Genomic DNA, 17259 nt, shown 5'->3' with positions numbered 1-17259 from the left:
TCTTTTTACATCCGCTCAAATAGCACATAAAGTGCAACAATTATTCTTGCACTTAGTTAAGCGCCTTCCTACAATCGCCGCGATAGTGTACTCGCAACTGTTACAGTTTTGTGGCGATGAACGACACAAATGGCCTTGAGACAGCCACCGGACAAAGGAAGTGGCGCGGTGCCTCCTGCTGCGTCTTGCCCGGCGGCGATAATGACTGGAATAAAAATAATGAGCCTGCAAAAAACCTGGGGTAACTTTCATCTGAACGCGCTGGGGGCAATGTTGCTCTCCGTGCTGCTCGTCGGATGCGATAACAGCGTCGCGCAAAATGCCGCGCCGCCTGCGCCCGCCGTCAGCGCTGCTGACGTGGTGGTGAAATCTATTAGCCAGTGGGATAGCTTTAACGGACGGATTGAAGCGGTGGAGAGCGTTCAGCTACGTCCGCGCGTTTCCGGCTACATTGATAAAGTGAATTACACCGACGGCCAGGAAGTGAAGAAGGGCGAGGTGCTGTTCACGATTGATGACCGAACCTATCGCGCCGCGCTGGAACAGGCGCAGGCGAACCTGGCGAGAGCCAAAACGCAGGCCAGCCTGGCGCAAAGTGAGGCTAACCGTACCGATAAGCTGGTCAATACCAACGTTGTCTCCCGTGAAGAGTGGGAGCAGCGTCGTTCGGCCGCCACTCAGGCGCAGGCCGATATTCGCGCCGCGCAGGCGGCAGTGGACGCCGCGCAGCTCAACCTGGACTTCACCAAAGTCACCGCGCCTATCGATGGTCGCGCCAGCCGGGCGCTGATCACCAGCGGGAACCTGGTGACTGCGGGCGACACCGCCAGCGTCCTCACCACGCTGGTCTCGCAGAAAACGGTTTACGTTTACTTTGACGTGGACGAGTCAACCTACCTTCACTACCAAAACCTGGCCCGCAGCGGGCAGGGGGCGTCCAGCAATCATACGGCGCTGCCGGTTGAGATTGGCCTGACGGGCGAGGAGGGCTATCCCCATCAGGGCAAAGTGGACTTCCTTGATAACCAACTGTCGCCAGGTACCGGCACCATCCGTATGCGCGCGCTGCTGGATAACGCGCAGCGTCAGTTCACGCCGGGACTGTTTGCCCGCGTACGCCTGCCGGGCAGCGCCGAGTTCAAAGCTACGCTTGTCGACGACAAAGCGGTGCTGACCGATCAGGATCGTAAATACGTCTATATCGTGGATAAAGAGGGGAAAGCGCAGCGTCGTGACATCACGCCGGGACGTCTGGCAGACGGTTTACGCATCGTGCGGCAGGGGCTGAACCCAGGCGATAAAGTCATCGTCGAGGGTTTACAAAAAGTGTTTATGCCGGGCATGCCGGTTAACGCGAAAACCGTTGCCATGACCGCCACCAGCGCCCTCAACTGATCCCTTGACCTGAGAATCCACCCATGGACTTTTCCCGCTTTTTCATCGACAGGCCGATTTTTGCCGCGGTCCTGTCGATTCTGATCTTTATCACAGGGTTAATCGCCATCCCGCTGCTGCCGGTGAGCGAATATCCTGACGTCGTGCCGCCAAGCGTGCAGGTGCGTGCGGAGTACCCGGGCGCCAACCCGAAAGTGATTGCCGAGACCGTGGCGACGCCGCTGGAAGAGGCGATCAACGGCGTTGAGAACATGATGTACATGAAGTCCGTCGCGGGTTCCGATGGCGTGCTGGTCACTACCGTCACCTTCCGTCCGGGCACCGATCCGGATCAGGCGCAGGTTCAGGTACAAAACCGCGTCGCGCAGGCCGAAGCGCGTCTGCCGGAAGACGTGCGGCGTCTGGGCATCACCACCCAGAAACAGTCCCCGACGCTGACGCTGGTGGTGCATCTGTTTTCGCCTAACGGTAAGTACGACTCCCTGTATATGCGTAACTACGCCACGCTGAAGGTGAAGGACGAACTGGCGCGTCTGCCCGGCGTCGGCCAGATCCAGATTTTCGGCTCGGGTGAATACGCGATGCGCGTCTGGCTGGATCCCAACAAGGTGGCGGCCCGCGGGCTGACCGCTTCGGACGTGGTCACGGCGATGCAGGAGCAGAACGTGCAGGTCTCCGCCGGACAGCTTGGCGCCGAGCCGCTGCCGAAAGAGAGCGATTTCCTGATCTCCATTAACGCCCAGGGCCGTCTGCATACCGAAGAAGAGTTCGGCAATATTGTCCTGAAAACAACGCAGGACGGCACGGTCGTCCGCCTGCGCGACGTGGCACGTATCGAAATGGGCTCTGGCAGCTATGCGCTGCGTTCCCAGCTGAACAATAAAGACGCGGTCGGGATTGGTATCTTCCAGTCGCCGGGGGCGAACGCCATCGATCTGTCTAACGCGGTGCGCGCGAAAATGGACGAGCTGTCCACGCGCTTCCCGGCGGACATGAAGTGGGCGGCACCTTACGATCCGACGGTCTTTGTGCGCGATTCGATCCGTGCGGTGGTGCAAACGCTGCTGGAAGCGGTGGTGCTGGTGGTGCTGGTAGTCATTCTGTTCCTGCAAACCTGGCGCGCGTCGATCATTCCGCTGATCGCGGTGCCGGTGTCGGTGGTGGGTACCTTCAGCATTCTCTACCTTCTGGGCTTCTCGCTGAATACCCTCAGCCTGTTCGGGCTGGTGCTGGCCATCGGTATCGTGGTGGACGACGCCATCGTGGTAGTGGAAAACGTCGAGCGAAACATTGAAGAGGGGCTTGCTCCACTTGCGGCGGCGCATCAGGCGATGCGCGAAGTGTCCGGGCCGATCATCGCCATCGCGCTGGTGCTGTGCGCAGTGTTTGTGCCGATGGCGTTCCTCTCGGGCGTTACCGGGCAGTTCTACAAGCAGTTTGCGGTGACGATCGCGATTTCCACGGTCATCTCCGCCATTAACTCGCTGACGCTCTCTCCGGCGCTGGCGGCACTGCTGTTAAAACCGCACGGCGCGCCGAAAGATTTCCCGACCCGGCTTATCGATCGTCTGTTCGGCTGGATTTTCCGTCCGTTTAACCGCTTCTTCCTCCGCAGCTCGAACGGCTATCAGGGGCTGGTGGGCAAAACGCTGGGACGACGCGGCGCGGTATTTGTGGTGTATCTGCTGCTGCTCTGTGCCGCAGGCGTCATGTTTAAAGCGGTGCCCGGCGGGTTTATTCCGACACAGGACAAACTGTACCTGATTGGCGGCGTGAAAATGCCGGAAGGTTCATCGCTGGCGCGCACCGATGCGGTGATCCGCAAAATGAGCGAAATCGGGATGAATACCGAAGGCGTGGACTATGCGGTTGCGTTCCCGGGGCTGAACGCGCTGCAGTTCACCAACACGCCGAATACCGGGACGGTGTTCTTCGGCCTGAAGCCGTTCGATCAGCGTAAACATTCCGCGGCGGAAATTAATGCGGAGATTAACGCGAAAATCGCGCAAATCCAGCAGGGCTTTGGCTTCTCCATTCTGCCGCCGCCGATTTTAGGGCTGGGTCAGGGGTCGGGCTATTCCCTGTACATTCAGGACCGCGGTGGTCTGGGCTATGGCGCGCTGCAAAACGCGGTGAACACCATGTCCGGTGCGATTATGCAGACGCCGGGAATGCACTTCCCGATCTCAACCTACCAGGCTAACGTGCCGCAGCTGGACGTGCAGGTTGACCGCGATAAGGCGAAAGCGCAGGGCGTGTCGCTGACCGATCTCTTCGGGACGCTGCAAACCTATCTGGGCTCGTCGTACGTCAACGACTTCAACCAGTTCGGGCGCACCTGGCGCGTGATGGCGCAGGCCGACGGGCAGTTCCGCGACAGCGTGGAAGATATTGCGAATCTGCGCACCCGCAACAGCCAGGGCGAAATGGTGCCGATTGGCAGCATGGTGAACATCACGACCACCTACGGGCCGGATCCGGTGATCCGCTACAACGGTTACCCGGCGGCGGACCTGATTGGCGATGCCGACCCGCGCGTGCTTTCATCTGCGCAGGCGATGACGCAGCTGGACGCGATGTCTAAGCAGATCCTGCCGAACGGGATGAACATTGAATGGACGGACCTGAGCTTCCAGCAGGCCACCCAGGGGAATACGGCGCTGATCGTCTTCCCGGTCGCGGTGCTGCTGGCGTTCCTGGTCCTGGCGGCGCTGTATGAAAGCTGGACGCTGCCGCTGGCGGTGATCCTCATCGTGCCGATGACGATGCTTTCCGCGCTGTTTGGCGTCTGGCTGACCGGGGGCGATAACAACGTCTTCGTGCAGGTAGGGCTGGTGGTGCTGATGGGGCTGGCCTGTAAAAACGCCATTCTTATCGTGGAGTTTGCCCGCGAGCTGGAAATTCAGGGCAAAGGCATCATGGAGGCCGCGCTGGAGGCGTGCCGCCTGCGTTTACGCCCGATTGTGATGACCTCCATCGCCTTTATTGCCGGGACCATTCCGCTGATCCTAGGTCACGGCGCGGGTGCAGAAGTGCGCGGCGTCACCGGGATCACGGTCTTCTCCGGGATGCTGGGCGTGACGCTGTTTGGTCTGTTCCTGACGCCGGTGTTTTACGTGACGCTGCGTAAGTTAGTGACGCGTGGTAAAGAGGAAAGGGAAGTTCTGCCTGCCTAGGGATATTGCAGATAATAAAAAACCGCCTTCATAGTGAAGGCGGTTTTTTTTCGCATCAGATAAAACGTTATGACGTTTTTTGATACTGGGCAATGAGGTCGGGGAGCGGATCCCATCCGCTGCTGTCGGCGTTTTTGACCGCTTCCAGGGCGCTTGCCACGGTATGGCGGGCCAGTACCGCTAACGACGCCTGCTCAGCTTCTTCGGAAATCGATTTGAAATACCAGCAGGCGTTCGCGCTGACCACGCAGCGGGCCGGTACGTCAGGGCGCGACGCCCACAGCTTTTTATCTTCGATGACCGAAAGGTAGATGTCGCGCAGGGAGATCTCTTCCGGCGGGCGACCAAGGTGAATTGAGCCGTTACGGCCAAGCGTTGAGACGATAATGCCGTCACGCGTCAGCGGAACCATCAATTTACGGATGAAGCTCGGGTTCGCTTCCAGACCGTAGGCCAGAATCGCACTCGTCGAACGTTCACCCAATTGCTCCGCCATCGCTACGCTGAGAACCATCTGCAAAGCTGTCGGGAAGCGGTAATCTAACATTTCTCTGTCCTGGGTTGCGGTGAATCTTGTTCTTTTTGGCACCGCAGAGGTGAATAAGCAATAAACAACAATATAACAAATACGGTAATTATTTTGAAGCAATCTGCGGCATTTGCGATCAAACCCCCTGTTCTGCTTTAGCTAAACGTGCGGTTCGGGAAGTCAACCGTCACCATGAGGCCTCCTTCAGCGGAAGTGCTCAGGTTTACGCTGCTGCTGTGTTGCTGCGCCACCGCTTTGACGATGGCAAGCCCTAGCCCGCTGCCGCTTTGCACCTGATTGGGATCGCGGAAGAAGCGGTCGAACACGCGCTCCCGCAGCTCGGTCGGAATGCCGGGTCCTGCATCTGAAACGCGAAGCCGCGCGAAGCTATCTACTACACGGACATCGACCTGAATCCGCCCGCCCTCGGGGCTGTACTTCACGGCGTTCTCAATAAGATTATCAATGAGCGACACCAGACGTTCCCTGACGCCTGAGATCCAGATTTCATCCTCGGCGAAGAATTCCAGCTCAATGTCGCGCGCAGACGCTAGCGGCTCCAGCTCGGCCATTCGTTCCTGAATAAGCGTTGTCAGCGGCACGGGCTCCATAGCCGTATCAATACGCGCTTCACTGTGCATCAGCAGCAGCAGTTGGTTGACGAGACGCGCGGCGCGGCTGTTGCTGCGAACCACTCCCGCAAGCAGCTCCTGCTGGTTCTCGCTGATGACCCAGGACTGCAGCGCTTCCACGTTGATGCGCATCGCCGCGAGGGGGGTACGCAGCTCGTGCGCGGCATCCGCAATGAAAACCCGTTCCCTTTCCGCGCTTTCACGGACTCTGGCAAGGAAGTCATTGATCGCGTCCACCATCTGACGAAGCTCCCTGTGCCTGGGAACGGCTTTTAAGGGGGAGAGATCGTCAGGCGTGCGTAACGTAATTTCATTGACCACCTTATTCCACGGGCGCATCGCAATGCGTATTGACAGCCATGCGGGAAACAGCAGAAAAGGGAAGCAAACCAGCAGCGGCAGGATGTAGTAGCCACGTGAGTTCAGATAGATAAAGAAGTTCCAGCCGCTGGCTGGGGTGAAAAGGGTAACCTCCACATCGGAGTGAGGGGATTTGAGGGTGCGGCTGGTCCAGGTACGATCTCCACTCTGAACGTGCTCCAGTTCGCCGAACCGGGTGTTTGTTATCCCCGCGGGAGCACCGTCTGAGGCAAAAATAACGGTATTATTTTTGCGAACGATGAGGTTAATCGACAGCACGGGATCTTCCCCTCCGCCGTAACCTTCACGCAGGGCCTGGCTGAAGTCTTCCAGCACGGCGGTACGGTCCTGCGGGCGTCCGTCCATACGCTCGGCCAGGGTAAAAACGGTGTCGTACGTTTTACTGCCCGTGAGGATGGGAGGGCTGCGCAGGTCCTCCCAGAGAATGAAGGTTAAAAAAAGACACCACAGCAGGGTCAGCAGCAGCATCTGGGCGATGATAATTCGACGTACCAGCGTCGGGCGTCTCAGGTGATACCAGACGTTTTGCATCAGCCGGTCACCTTCTGAATGGATACGGTATCAATGACGTACCCGACGCCCCGCACCGTTCGCACATAGCCGTCGCCGATCTTTCGACGCAAATTCCCCATATGCACGTCGAGCGCATTACTGAGGTTCTCTTTGTTGCCGAATATCCGTTCTTCCAGAAACCGTCGCGTAATCACGCGGTCAGCGCGCAGCATCAGCGTTTCCAGTAGCGCGTATTCACTGGCCGTCAGATCGATATGGCGCGCACTTACCGTCACGCGACGCGTCGGGACATGAAGAGATAAGCCTCGAATTTCTATCGCCTCATTCTCGAAACCGTAGCTGCGCCGCGCCAGGGCTCTGACTCGCGCGAGCAGCTCGGCGAGAATAAAAGGTTTGACGAGATAGTCGTCTGCACCGGCATCCAGCCCGCTCAGCCGATCCTGCAACGTGCCTCGCGCCGTCAGGATGATGACCGGGATCCCCTTGAGCTGCTGACGCAAACGCGTCATCAGGCTCATGCCATCGCCGTCGGGCAGTCCCAGGTCGAGCAAAATAAGTTCCGGCACGCAGACGTCCAGCTGATGCAGCGCATCCTCTTTACGGCGTACCCATATGACGTCAAATCCTTGATCTGACAGGGCGATACGTACGCCATTGCCGAGATCGAGGTCGTCTTCGATTAGTAGAATTTTCACACTGGTAACTGTATCAACCGTGAATGAAGAACATCTTAAGAAAAAAACGGTATCAGGAAATCTGTCCGGGTTACAGCATCTGCTCGCGCTTCAGTGTTTCTTCATTTTCGGCTCATCAGAACCTTAGGGTCAGTATTCAAAATGTGCGTTCTGGCGGTTAACCGCATGCATCGTCATCATTTGAATCCAAAAGGGCTTCTGTAATGAGAAACATCGAACTGCGTCATATGTTCCCCCATTTACTTTCGGGCCGCAGCCTGAAAAACATCGCGCCGGGCGTCGTTCTGGCGTTACTGGCCACGCCCGTACTGGCGGCAGAACAGAGTCAGGATAACGTCTTAACCCTGGGGGGCGGCGTGGACGTCGCGCCACGCTACTCGGGTTCAGATAAAACTCGCGTCAGCGCAGCTCAGGTGGTGGATTACGCCATGGCCAACGGTTTTTTTATCGGTACCACACGGGGGATCGGTTACGGCAACAACATTGGTAACCTGGATTACAGCGCAGCGCTGAGCTATCGAGTTGGTCGTAAAGATAAAGACGTGAGCAGCGATTCGATCAGCTCCGGCAGCGACGAGCTGCGGGGGATGGGCGAGATAAAAGGCTCGGCTATCGTTGTGCCTGGGCTGGAGTACAAGGTGACCGACTGGCTTCATCTGCAGCTGCAGGCTGAGGTACCGGTTTCTGAAAGGGACAACGGTGAAGCGGTACATTTCGGCATTTCCAGCCCGTTCTACACCTCACCAACAAATGCGGTGACGCTGGCGCTGACCGGCAGTTGGGGATCCGACAAGTATATGCAGACGTATTATGGGGTCAACGCCGCCCAGTCGGCCGCATCGGGATTTGCCCGACATGACGCCGGGGCCGGGATTTATGCCTGGTCGATGAACCTTGACTGGACCTACAAGCTCACCTCGCGCTGGAGCGTGCTTGCCTCAGCGGGCGTGACGCAGCTGACGGGGGATGCGGGTGATAGCCCGATTGTGCATCGTAAAACGTCTCCTACGGGGAGTTTGAAGGTGACGTACAGTTTTTAATTGTGGGTTGCGGCGGCTGGTGGTCTTGAGCCGTATATAAGCCGCTCCGGTTTAGATGGCGGGGCGGAACCTCTTGCTGGCAGTTACAGCACATGTGGTTGATGGATTTATCTAAAGCTCCATTGTGCTGTAATGACAAACACGGAGGGGATGATAATATCCACATCCATTCCAAAATAAGACATAAATCTATAGTTTATTGAGTACAGTTTTATTTCATCGGCAGAGCAGCCTCCAGGTATAATGTCCGCTCAGATAAACGGCAAAGAGGGTGTGATAAGATGCTGACATATATCACCATAGGTACAAATGACCTTCAGCGCTCCGTGGCGTTTTATGACGCTGTTTTTAGAGTGCTTGGCTATTCACGTGTGCCTGCCTGGACAGAAGGTTGGGCAATGTGGGGAGATGAGAATAATCCGGAGGAGGGTTTCAGCTTCTGTATTTGCCCTCCTTTTGACGGGCATCCCGCAACGGCGGGAAACGGGACAATGTTCGCATTCCGTGCCGATAACGCGGACCTTGTCAGACAATTCCATGCGGCAGGCCTCCTTGCGGGCGGGAAGAATGAAGGCGCGCCGGGTACACGAACCGCGTACGGTCCCGATTTTTATGTTGCCTACCTGCGCGATCCTGATGGGAATAAGCTGGCATGTGTTTGTCAGCATTATTCTCCGGAGGCAGATGAGTATTCAAAGGAACAATAGTTTCTCCATGGATGAAATTTAGGATGTTTAGCGGTGACTAAATCAGCCGTGTAATAGGGTGTTCCCTACGAGTAATCTCAATTCAGAACACGGCTGGCGCAGTCCGCCTCTGGCTCGATGCGGACGATCTGACTGTGCTTAAGGTCCGCAGTGAGCGAAAAGCGGACCTTAGTGTTGTCCGCCGATTGGCCATGTTTCGGCGAGCCGCGTGGTATTCCGTACCGGAAACGTCGCCAGTACCTCACTGGCGTTGCTGGTAACGACGTTATGGTCAATCACCTGCTTTTAACAAGCCGATTGCATGGTCAAGTTGCTTGTAGAGCTTGTATCTCAAATCATCTAATGCGTCATTTTCTCGAATTAGAGGCATCCCATTTTTATGAAGAACAATATCGTTAAATGATCCCATCCCGCCGTAAAGTTTTTTCAATGAATAAATGGATGATTCAAAATCAATATCGAGCTCAATCGCCAGTTTTTCAAATGTTTTTGCCCATGAATCCTCCTCATTGGAGGATAGTATTTTAATGATCTCGATTACTGTTTTCTTTATTTCATTTTTCATTTCCAACCACCACTTACAGGTATCTTAACGCCATTTTCTTTAAAAATAAGAAAACTGCATATAGCCAATATCCATACAGAAACTGAACCATAAATCATCACCCATCCGAAACCTTGAGATAGCGCTCCCTGGACAGTAGTACTGGAAATGTTCATAACTGGGGTGATCTGTTCCATCATCGTAATATTTCCTGCAGACAGCCCCTCAGCCAACTGACGCAATTGCGTGAAATCCGTTGCTCCTGATAATGTGGAACGAAGGTAGTCGGATATCCCTTCGACAAGAATAAACCCCATCAGTGCAATATTGATGGCAAGGCTGATCATTCGTGCGCTGATGTCAATGCCAGAAGCCATTCCAGCGCGCTCATTCGCCACTGAACCTGTTGTGGTATTCGTCACTGGCGTATTGGTAATACCCAGCCCAATACCCGCCAGCAGACATCCCGGCAGCATCGTTAACCAACTTGCAGACTCCAGGCTACTGCCCCATTTCATCAGAAGAAAACCTGCTCCTATAGTAAATAGCCCGGCCGGAATGACAACCTCTGCACGGTATCGTAGGGACAACTTTTCGCCCACTGGTGGAAATACCAATGTTGGCAATGTATAGGCCAATAGTGAGAGTCCTGCAGCGACATTGCTATAACCTAAAACATTCTGAAAATACAGTGGGATATATATCATGAAGGGCCAGAAGCTGAAGTTCATACCAACCGAACCGAGCAATGCCCCAGAGAAGCGACGGATACGAAACACCGAGAAGTCAAACATAGGCGCACTATTACTCCGTTCTGCCATGATAAAGATGACCAAACAGAGTAGCGTTGCACCGAGGAGAGTAATGGCAACAGGACTTATGAAGCCTAATGTGGGTGCCTGAGTGATGTACCAGACAAGTCCAAATACGGACAGTGACAGGAATACGATACCTTTGACATCAAGACTGCGTTCCTGAGGGTCACGAGATTCCTCAACCCCCATAAATACAAGTGCTAACGCGATAATAGCTATCGGAACATGAACGAGAAAGACCCATTCCCAACTTGAAATAGCGACAATTGCGGCGCCGATAATCGGACCAAAACCCAGCCCCAAGCCAAAAACAATGCCCCATGAGCCAAAAGCCTTTCCACGTGCCCCACTTTCAGTAAACTGATTGGACAACACTGCGATCTGGCAAATTAACATGGCTCCTCCCGCCATACCCTGCAAAAAGCGACCGGCAATGAGAACTGACGTATTTGTTGCCAGTCCGCAAACTAACGTCGTCACGCTGAATAACATCAGGCTGACAACAAAAAGGCGCTTGCGCCCGTAACGGTCAGCCAAAGTGCCAATAGCCATCAGTATAGCGGTGCAGGCGAGCGTATAGGCATTCATAATCCACTGCAATTCTTTGAAATCACTAAGCAATACTGTTTCAAGTGTAGGTAGTATCACTGGAATGCTTGATATTTCCAGACCGAACATCAACGAAGCCAGACAGACAGCCGCAAGAGTTAATGCGTTTTTGGCTGAGGGGGAGATGGTCATGGTGGTTCCCTGTAGCTTGAGATAGCTGAACATTAATTCCCGGCTTTAAAACAAGCCGGACATTATTATCATGAGGTGCAATTAATATTTGAGCTCTTATTTTGGCGTCATTGACGCTATGACGGAAATGATATAATTTCGTTACATTAATTAAATTTCATCATTAATCGTAGATATGGACTTTGACACCAATCTTTTACGGGCTTTTATCGCAGTCAAGGACACTGGGAGTTTCACGAGGGCGGCTCAGCGAATGAACCTTACCCAATCCGCCATCAGTCACCAAATCCGTCGCCTTGAAGAGCAGGCGGGCACGCCTTTGCTGATGCGAACGACACGTAGTCTGACTCTGACAGAAGATGGAGAAGACTTCGTTCGTTACGCCGATCAGGTTTTACGTGCTCAGGATGCTTTGGTCCGCCGTTTCCAGCGTTCCTCAGTCTCCGGCGTGGTGCGGTTTGGTGTGCCCGAAAACTTCATGGGAAATCGGCTTCCGCCTCTGTTGTCAAGATTCGCCCATCTTTTTCCGGATGTTCGACTGGATGTCACTGTGGATACTTACTTGAACTTGCAGTCAGAAGTCGATGCTAACGGGCTGGACCTGGCAGTGGTGATGTCTTTGTCAGGTAAGCACGATGATGGCATGGTGTTACGAAAAACACAGTTTGTCTGGGCAGCAGCGCGATCTTTTGAATATAAGTGTGACACGCCACTACCTCTGGCATTTGCTCCGGAACCTTGTGTTCATCGACAGATTGGAGTTAAAGCCCTGGACGGAGCCGACGTTAAGTGGCGTATGGCCTTTACATCACCAAGCCAGCAGGGATTGCGTGCTGCGGTTCTGGCTGGACTTGCTATTACGGCCATACCACATAGTGACCTGGAGCCGGGGATGACCGTTATTGACAGACAATACGGTTTACCAGAATTGCCGACCGCTTACTTCACTCTCATTTGGAGTAGGAGGGGAAAGACTCCTTCCGCTATTGAGTTTGGAAATCTTCTGTATGAGATGGCTGGTGTTGTTTCCGAATAAAGAGTTCAGTTGGCCTGCTCCCCATTGCTCCACACAAACAGTTATTCGTTACGTCCCCTCCTGGCACGAAGCGGACAAGATGGCTAGGCTGAAGGTCTGTTGTGAGCGAGGAACGGACATACTTGTACAAAGCATAGCGTCGGATTACAGTGAGGACATTGATTGATAAGTAAGTCGAATCAAAGCTGTAGCCAATGAAACAAAAACTTCGCAAACGTAACCAGGACTGGATATCAAGGCAATTGCAACGTGTGCACAAAGAGGAAATGCCGTTAAGTTTCTTTATTAACTTTCCCTCAATACGAGCAAGTTTGTGTAATGGTGAGCGCCTTAAACGGCGTGGTCGTCTCAAGCCGGACTGGGGTCGCGCGTTGTTTCATCAAGGATGGGGAGAAGGGCCGATGGTTGGGCCACAAGGCTCAGTGTATTGGTTTAACGGGTTTGATAAGGAACAATTACCTGTAGAATTGTTACCACTGTGGGAAGATCTCTGATTGTTTAGAATTTGATTAAATAACTTTCAGTGTAACGTCTCAACCACGCATAATACAGCGAGGAGTAGAGGCCAATTCTACGCAAAGATTACAGTATTCCTGTTGGTCATTAAACGATATTGTCTAGTGAAAGATAATCTACATCGCTAACCGAATCTGCGTATCCCCAAATCCTATAACCGGTTGAGGTCTCCATTCCAGGGAGATGAATAGCACGAAGAATAGTACCTACCGTGGTATGCTGTTCAACCGTGTTGGTAAAAATATCAAGATACCGGATTTCCAAATAGCCACCTCCACTGAAATGGTAAAACCACTCGCCATCAAGTGCGGATTCATAGCCATTGAGAAGAGTGACTTTCCATAAGGGAGGTGATTCCATGCTAACCATTGCGACGCGGATCTCATTCCATTTTGTATTATTCATGCAGCTATATAGCATTCGAACCTCCCAAGGTCTGCTCCAGAAAGAATAACACGCACCTGGATAACAACGTCAGCGCTTGGCACTTTGCAGTCATGAGATTGCTTATACTGCTCGGACCAGAACCCAGGCCCAATCAGAGCTACAGAGAACACGATAGAAAGGTTTCACGCGGCATTTCACAAAATCAAGAATTTCTGCTTCGCTCATCGCTGAGGCCCTAGAGGGGTAGCCAGGCCCCCAATCATCATAGAGATCATCGTATATGCGGTAAAACTGCCAGCAGATGTTGCTGAGGATACGAGACCCCGGAGATGAGTGAAACGCTGGGATTTGATGCAGCCGTAACTCTAATTCTTTGGAAGTCTCGGCATGCATCAGAAACCAAGCTTTGATCCTTAGCCACGTCATTGCACTAGCGTTAATGTTGGGCATAACGATGTTTTGTTCAAACATATATGCACAAAGGTAGCGCTCAATTTCATCTGAATCAGGGCGTTTATCTAAATTGAGGGAGGCTAAAATTAACAATGATTCAGAACTTTTGCCGTAGAGTAGCTCTCTTTCTGCCCACTCAATGATCATCTTGTCATAATCATCGACGCGATAAGCCTCGAAAGATTCACCAAACGTTTTCAAACAAAGAATTTCGTGAAGGTCAAGTTTGTATTTATTTTCCATAACGTTTTTCAATCCTTGTTGTTAAGAGGGGCAAGTGGTGGCTTCGTTGAGACGATCCGGTGCAAATTGAGCGTACGCCATTACCATCTTAATATCAGCATTAACATCCTTGCAAAACTACCGTTCCGCTATTAAAGAGTCTCCGGCACTCCAACTTCCGCTCTTGGCACAAACTGACATTGCAGAAATAGTAGGTCAGTTTGGATCGAGGAGCGGAAGTATGCAATCGCTCTCATAGCTGATGTCAGCGGCACGCATGTCAACCCAGGAAATGTTGTCAGTTACTCTATCCAGGGGACAGGTTCACCAATATAGGTGTGTGTGCAGCAGCGGCAAGTTACTTTCACGTCCTTTCCCGTAATTGAAGGATTTACCTGTTGCAGAATTCCATTCTCATCAACAAACAGACCCGGATAAAAACTACTTTCGCCAATGCAGACTAAATCTCTTCGCTGATGCTCATGTCGTGCAACTAACCAGAATACAGGCTCGGTAGTATCAAGACGCCCACATACTTCACTGAATATTTCATCCCATGGTTTGCCAATGTGTTTGATCAGAAAATGAAACAATGGTGTGTAATCTCGGCCACGCTTCTGTCTGCCATGCATTGTCCCGCGCTTTGCAAGTAGCTCTTTTCCGACTTTTTTACAATTGCGCTCCCAGCGATACTCAGCACCAGGATTATTAGAATGGTGTCGTGTAGTGGTGTTGACGCTGCGATACAGCTTACGGGACTTATTCTGTTGATGAGTACGCATAGCTCGATCTCGGGCATCCTTTCTTTTGTGGGTCGGTAGCGCCTGCCGGAGCTAGATTCAATAGTGTGTGGCTGTATTAAAAACAACCATGCTTACAGACAGGTGCATTATGCTGAAATACAGTCCTACTGAAACTACCAAAAAATCCGCTCATGACATAAAGAGTACATGGCCTGAAGCAGCATGGCTGAGTTGAGCAAAGCGCGCCATTCAACACATAATCATGATGCTAGCCGCGCATGTCGAAGCCGGATTTTTGAAAATCTCTATAAACTTCTGGATTGCTGAAGGCCGGGAATTTGGCTTTATGGGCGGCTGATTTTATCGCTTCGCAATAGGCTCTATTGCCGTTACTGGTTGAGATGCTTAAAGGTGTGCCATCCTGAGCAAATTCCATATGCAACCTGCATTTTTTCCCTTTCCAGTTTTGTGGCTCTTCAATTTCGGCGTTTATTGCCGCCCTGATTGCCCGCGCCTGCGCGCCCCATTCATCCCGATCGTCCCAGCGTCCTGAACCGCAATTACCCGTAGCCGTGGTCTTATGGCAACCGGAAGGGTGTAGCGGCGCGCATCCCGCGGCCAGGTTCACCAGTATAGCCACCATAGCGATTTTCTTTACTGCTTGAGACATTCCCACTTCTTACCCCGCAATCCATTTAAGCTTCAGTAATGTTTAAATATTCTTCCGTAATTCCTGGCCTCTTTTCAACTACCAATAACGGGTTACAACGTCGGTGACCTGGCTGCCGGTTCCACCTCCGACTAACCGTTCGTTTTTGAACTATGTTTAACACCAGTCAGAATAATAAAATGGTTAAGCATTTACAGGACCTGAGCGGCGGGGCCTCCGTCCGGAGCATTTGAAAGCCAGAACCTCACATAAAAGTGTGCCAACATCTCGTGGGTAATATTAATGTCCGGAGAATAACGTGGTCGGAAAGCTATTGTTGAACTACATGCCAGGTTTACAAAATTTGTTAGCCTACGATAAAAGCTGGCTAAAACATGATGTTAAAGCCGGGTTATCCGTTGCGGCTGTCGCGCTACCCGTTGCTATTGCTTATGCTGAGCTGGCGGGGGTTGGGGCGATAGTAGGGCTGTATTCCTGCATTTTACCGATGATAGCTTACGCACTGTTTGGCTCTTCACGTCAGCTTATTGTTGGCCCTGATGCCACGACCTGCGCGGTGATTGCGGCCGTCGTGTTTCCTCTCTCTGCAGGTAATCCAGAACTGCACTGGCAACTGACGATCATCATGACATTGATGATGGGCGGGTGGTGCCTGCTTGCCAGTAAATTTCGCCTGGGCGCACTTGCCGATCTGCTTTCTCATCCCATTCTTACGGGTTTGCTGAATGGCGTAGCCGTGACGATTATTGTCGGGCAATTAGGCAAGGTTTTTGGGATCAAGCTAGATGAAGCGCAGGTTATTGAGAAAATAATGGCCTTGCCAGGCCGACTTTCGGACAGCCATTTATTAACGATAGGGATATCGCTTATAACGTTAATTATTTTAATGGTTATCAAAACGTACCGCAGCCAGTGGCCAGCACCTTTAATTGCCATTGTGATAACAACGGCACTGGTATGGGGGACATCTGCGCAACAGTATGGTATTGCCACTATCGGTGGGGATGGCTTCCAGTCTGGTTTACCCGTCGTTCACTGGGGGGCGTTCCAGCCTGGTCCGATGCGTGATTTAGTGATCCCGGCGCTGAACCTGGCCCTGGTGAGTTTTGTCAGTCTGATGCTGACCGCCCGCAGTTTCGCCGCAAAAAATGGCTATGAAATTAATGCTGATGCTGAGTTCCGGGCTCTGGGTATTGCGAACATTATGTCTGGGTTATCTCAGGGGTTTGCTATCAGTGGCGCCGATTCCCGGACCGCGGTTAATGATTCGGTTGGTGGGAAAAGTCAGCTGGTTTCCGTGGTCGCAGCCTTACTCATCGGTATCGTCGTGGTATTTTTCACTCAACCATTACAATACATTCCGGTATCTGCGTTAGGTATTGTTCTAATGTATGCATCGTGGTCATTGATTGATTTACGAGGGCTATGGAACCTGAGGCGCAGAAATAAACAGGCATTTCGCCTGGCTTTCTTCACCTTTGGCTGTGTGTTAATTATCGGCGTTATCCAGGGGATCGGCCTTGCGGTGTTGCTTGGGCTGTTACAGTTCCTTCGTACGGTGTTTCGTCCCTCTGAGCACCTGCTGGGCACTGACGAAGATGGAATGATTCACTCGTTAGGGAATACCACCGATATTAAAATGGTTCCTGGCGTACTGATGTATCGATTTAACTCACCGTTGACCTATTTTAATGTGGCTTATTTTAAACGCCGGGTATTGAACCTGGTTGATGGTGCCGCTTTACAGCCTAAATGGGTGGTGATTGATGCCGTTGCCTGCTTCACCTATTCAGACATCAGTGTCCTGGCAACCATTAATGAGTTAAAGCGTGACCTGAAAGGTCGACAGATTAAATTAATCCTCGCGGGCAGGAAAACGGAATTAACACGCTGGTTTAAAGACAGTCGGCCAACAATGAATGATGATGACATGATTCTGGCGCCAGACCTCTACCTGGCACTTCGGTTCATTCAAAGTAAAGAGAGTGCGAGTGAGGGGGAATCAGTCGGTGATACATAACCAAATACTGGTTAAAGGCTTGTAACGCATGCTACTGGCAGGCA

The 17259-nt window shown here is 52.4% G+C and carries 16 protein-coding genes; 7 read left to right on the top strand and 9 right to left on the bottom strand.

Annotated features, from left to right (window positions below; all coding sequences use genetic code 11):
- Positions 1–219: 219 nt before the first annotated feature.
- Both ACDO57_RS06895 and oqxB read left to right on the top strand, forming a co-directional pair.
- Positions 220–1395, top strand: coding sequence for an efflux RND transporter periplasmic adaptor subunit (locus ACDO57_RS06895; RefSeq protein WP_148769459.1), 1176 nt, complete (start codon positions 220–222; stop codon positions 1393–1395).
- 23 nt (positions 1396–1418) lie between these two features.
- Positions 1419–4571: a multidrug efflux RND transporter permease subunit OqxB gene (gene oqxB / locus ACDO57_RS06890; protein ID WP_024909113.1), complete on the top strand. Its 3153-nt coding sequence runs from the start codon at positions 1419–1421 to the stop codon at positions 4569–4571.
- Between the two features lie 67 nt (positions 4572–4638).
- Here oqxB and ACDO57_RS06885 read toward each other — a convergent pair whose 3' ends face one another.
- From ACDO57_RS06885 to ACDO57_RS06875, 3 genes are all read right to left on the bottom strand, one after another.
- Positions 4639–5118 carry an Rrf2 family transcriptional regulator gene (locus ACDO57_RS06885; protein ID WP_024909112.1) on the bottom strand — a complete coding sequence of 160 codons (480 nt, stop codon included), beginning with the start codon at positions 5116–5118 and terminating at the stop codon, positions 4639–4641.
- A gap of 137 nt (positions 5119–5255) precedes the next feature.
- A complete protein-coding gene (locus tag ACDO57_RS06880) occupies positions 5256–6644 on the bottom strand; it encodes a sensor histidine kinase (protein WP_370883740.1) in 1389 nt (462 codons plus the stop codon).
- Positions 6644–7321 (bottom strand): response regulator transcription factor, encoded by a 678-nt coding sequence (locus ACDO57_RS06875; protein ID WP_061715351.1) that lies wholly within the window; start codon positions 7319–7321, stop codon positions 6644–6646. The genes ACDO57_RS06880 and ACDO57_RS06875 overlap by 1 nt, the downstream gene beginning before the upstream one ends.
- Positions 7322–7524: 203 nt before the next feature.
- Here ACDO57_RS06875 and ACDO57_RS06870 point away from each other — a divergent pair, with 203 nt between their 5' ends.
- Entirely contained in the window at positions 7525–8361 is an 837-nt protein-coding gene (locus tag ACDO57_RS06870) for a MipA/OmpV family protein (RefSeq protein WP_370883739.1), read from the top strand.
- Positions 8362–8642: 281 nt separating this feature from the next.
- Positions 8643–9068: a VOC family protein gene (locus tag ACDO57_RS06865; protein ID WP_370883738.1), complete on the top strand. Its 426-nt coding sequence runs from the start codon at positions 8643–8645 to the stop codon at positions 9066–9068.
- Positions 9069–9339: 271 nt separating this feature from the next.
- Here ACDO57_RS06865 and ACDO57_RS06860 read toward each other — a convergent pair whose 3' ends face one another.
- Positions 9340–9633, bottom strand: a complete 294-nt coding sequence (locus ACDO57_RS06860) for a hypothetical protein (protein WP_048989553.1) — start codon at positions 9631–9633, stop codon at positions 9340–9342.
- Positions 9630–11168, bottom strand: a complete 1539-nt coding sequence (locus tag ACDO57_RS06855; RefSeq protein WP_208763910.1) for an MFS transporter — start codon at positions 11166–11168, stop codon at positions 9630–9632. Before ACDO57_RS06855 ends, ACDO57_RS06860 begins: the two co-directional genes overlap by 4 nt.
- Positions 11169–11343: 175 nt before the next feature.
- On the opposite strand from ACDO57_RS06855, the gene ACDO57_RS06850 reads away from it, so the two are divergent.
- Together ACDO57_RS06850 and ACDO57_RS06845 are read left to right on the top strand one after the other, a co-directional pair.
- Positions 11344–12204: a LysR family transcriptional regulator gene (locus ACDO57_RS06850; protein WP_048989552.1), complete on the top strand. Its 861-nt coding sequence runs from the start codon at positions 11344–11346 to the stop codon at positions 12202–12204.
- 194 nt (positions 12205–12398) lie between these two features.
- Positions 12399–12698 (top strand): hypothetical protein, encoded by a 300-nt coding sequence (locus tag ACDO57_RS06845; protein WP_370883737.1) that lies wholly within the window; start codon positions 12399–12401, stop codon positions 12696–12698.
- Positions 12699–12807: 109 nt separating this feature from the next.
- On the opposite strand, the gene ACDO57_RS06840 is transcribed toward ACDO57_RS06845, so the two are convergent.
- The 4 genes from ACDO57_RS06840 to ACDO57_RS06825 form a co-directional block, all read right to left on the bottom strand.
- Entirely contained in the window at positions 12808–13140 is a 333-nt protein-coding gene (locus ACDO57_RS06840; protein WP_157189070.1) for a DUF6678 family protein, read from the bottom strand.
- An 87-nt stretch (positions 13141–13227) separates the two neighbouring features.
- Positions 13228–13803, bottom strand: coding sequence for a hypothetical protein (locus tag ACDO57_RS06835; RefSeq protein WP_370883736.1), 576 nt, complete (start codon positions 13801–13803; stop codon positions 13228–13230).
- Between the two features lie 281 nt (positions 13804–14084).
- Positions 14085–14564 (bottom strand): hypothetical protein, encoded by a 480-nt coding sequence (locus ACDO57_RS06830; protein ID WP_248272120.1) that lies wholly within the window; start codon positions 14562–14564, stop codon positions 14085–14087.
- A 229-nt stretch (positions 14565–14793) separates the two neighbouring features.
- On the bottom strand, positions 14794–15195 hold the full coding sequence (locus ACDO57_RS06825; protein ID WP_152680650.1) for a cell envelope integrity TolA C-terminal domain-containing protein: 402 nt from the start codon (positions 15193–15195) through the stop codon (positions 14794–14796).
- A 298-nt stretch (positions 15196–15493) separates the two neighbouring features.
- On the opposite strand from ACDO57_RS06825, the gene ACDO57_RS06820 reads away from it, so the two are divergent.
- The gene (locus ACDO57_RS06820; protein ID WP_024909105.1) at positions 15494–17215 is read left to right on the top strand and encodes a SulP family inorganic anion transporter; all 1722 of its coding nucleotides are present in this window, start codon (positions 15494–15496) and stop codon (positions 17213–17215) included.
- The last annotated feature ends 44 nt before the right edge of the window (positions 17216–17259 follow it).

It is taken from the genome of Enterobacter cloacae complex sp. 2015409, from assembly GCF_041365315.1.
GTDB classification, from domain to species: Bacteria; Pseudomonadota; Gammaproteobacteria; order Enterobacterales; family Enterobacteriaceae; genus Enterobacter; species Enterobacter pseudoroggenkampii.
The sequence above is the reverse complement of the archived record's forward strand: the minus strand, read 5'-3'. Positions and strand labels throughout refer to the sequence as shown.

What these genes read in the sequence shown, in the direction of transcription:
- ACDO57_RS06895 (WP_148769459.1), top strand. Translation starts at nt 220, where the DNA reads ATGAGCCTGCAAAAAACCTGGGGTAACTTTCATCTGAACGCGCTGGGG.
- oqxB (WP_024909113.1), top strand. Translation starts at nt 1,419, where the DNA reads ATGGACTTTTCCCGCTTTTTCATCGACAGGCCGATTTTTGCCGCGGTC.
- ACDO57_RS06885 (WP_024909112.1), bottom strand. Translation starts at nt 5,118, where the DNA reads ATGTTAGATTACCGCTTCCCGACAGCTTTGCAGATGGTTCTCAGCGTA.
- ACDO57_RS06880 (WP_370883740.1), bottom strand. Translation starts at nt 6,644, where the DNA reads ATGCAAAACGTCTGGTATCACCTGAGACGCCCGACGCTGGTACGTCGA.
- ACDO57_RS06870 (WP_370883739.1), top strand. Translation starts at nt 7,525, where the DNA reads ATGAGAAACATCGAACTGCGTCATATGTTCCCCCATTTACTTTCGGGC.
- ACDO57_RS06865 (WP_370883738.1), top strand. Translation starts at nt 8,643, where the DNA reads ATGCTGACATATATCACCATAGGTACAAATGACCTTCAGCGCTCCGTG.
- ACDO57_RS06860 (WP_048989553.1), bottom strand. Translation starts at nt 9,633, where the DNA reads ATGAAAAATGAAATAAAGAAAACAGTAATCGAGATCATTAAAATACTA.
- ACDO57_RS06855 (WP_208763910.1), bottom strand. Translation starts at nt 11,168, where the DNA reads ATGACCATCTCCCCCTCAGCCAAAAACGCATTAACTCTTGCGGCTGTC.
- ACDO57_RS06850 (WP_048989552.1), top strand. Translation starts at nt 11,344, where the DNA reads ATGGACTTTGACACCAATCTTTTACGGGCTTTTATCGCAGTCAAGGAC.
- ACDO57_RS06845 (WP_370883737.1), top strand. Translation starts at nt 12,399, where the DNA reads ATGAAACAAAAACTTCGCAAACGTAACCAGGACTGGATATCAAGGCAA.
- ACDO57_RS06840 (WP_157189070.1), bottom strand. Translation starts at nt 13,140, where the DNA reads ATGCTATATAGCTGCATGAATAATACAAAATGGAATGAGATCCGCGTC.
- ACDO57_RS06835 (WP_370883736.1), bottom strand. Translation starts at nt 13,803, where the DNA reads ATGGAAAATAAATACAAACTTGACCTTCACGAAATTCTTTGTTTGAAA.
- ACDO57_RS06830 (WP_248272120.1), bottom strand. Translation starts at nt 14,564, where the DNA reads ATGCGTACTCATCAACAGAATAAGTCCCGTAAGCTGTATCGCAGCGTC.
- ACDO57_RS06825 (WP_152680650.1), bottom strand. Translation starts at nt 15,195, where the DNA reads ATGTCTCAAGCAGTAAAGAAAATCGCTATGGTGGCTATACTGGTGAAC.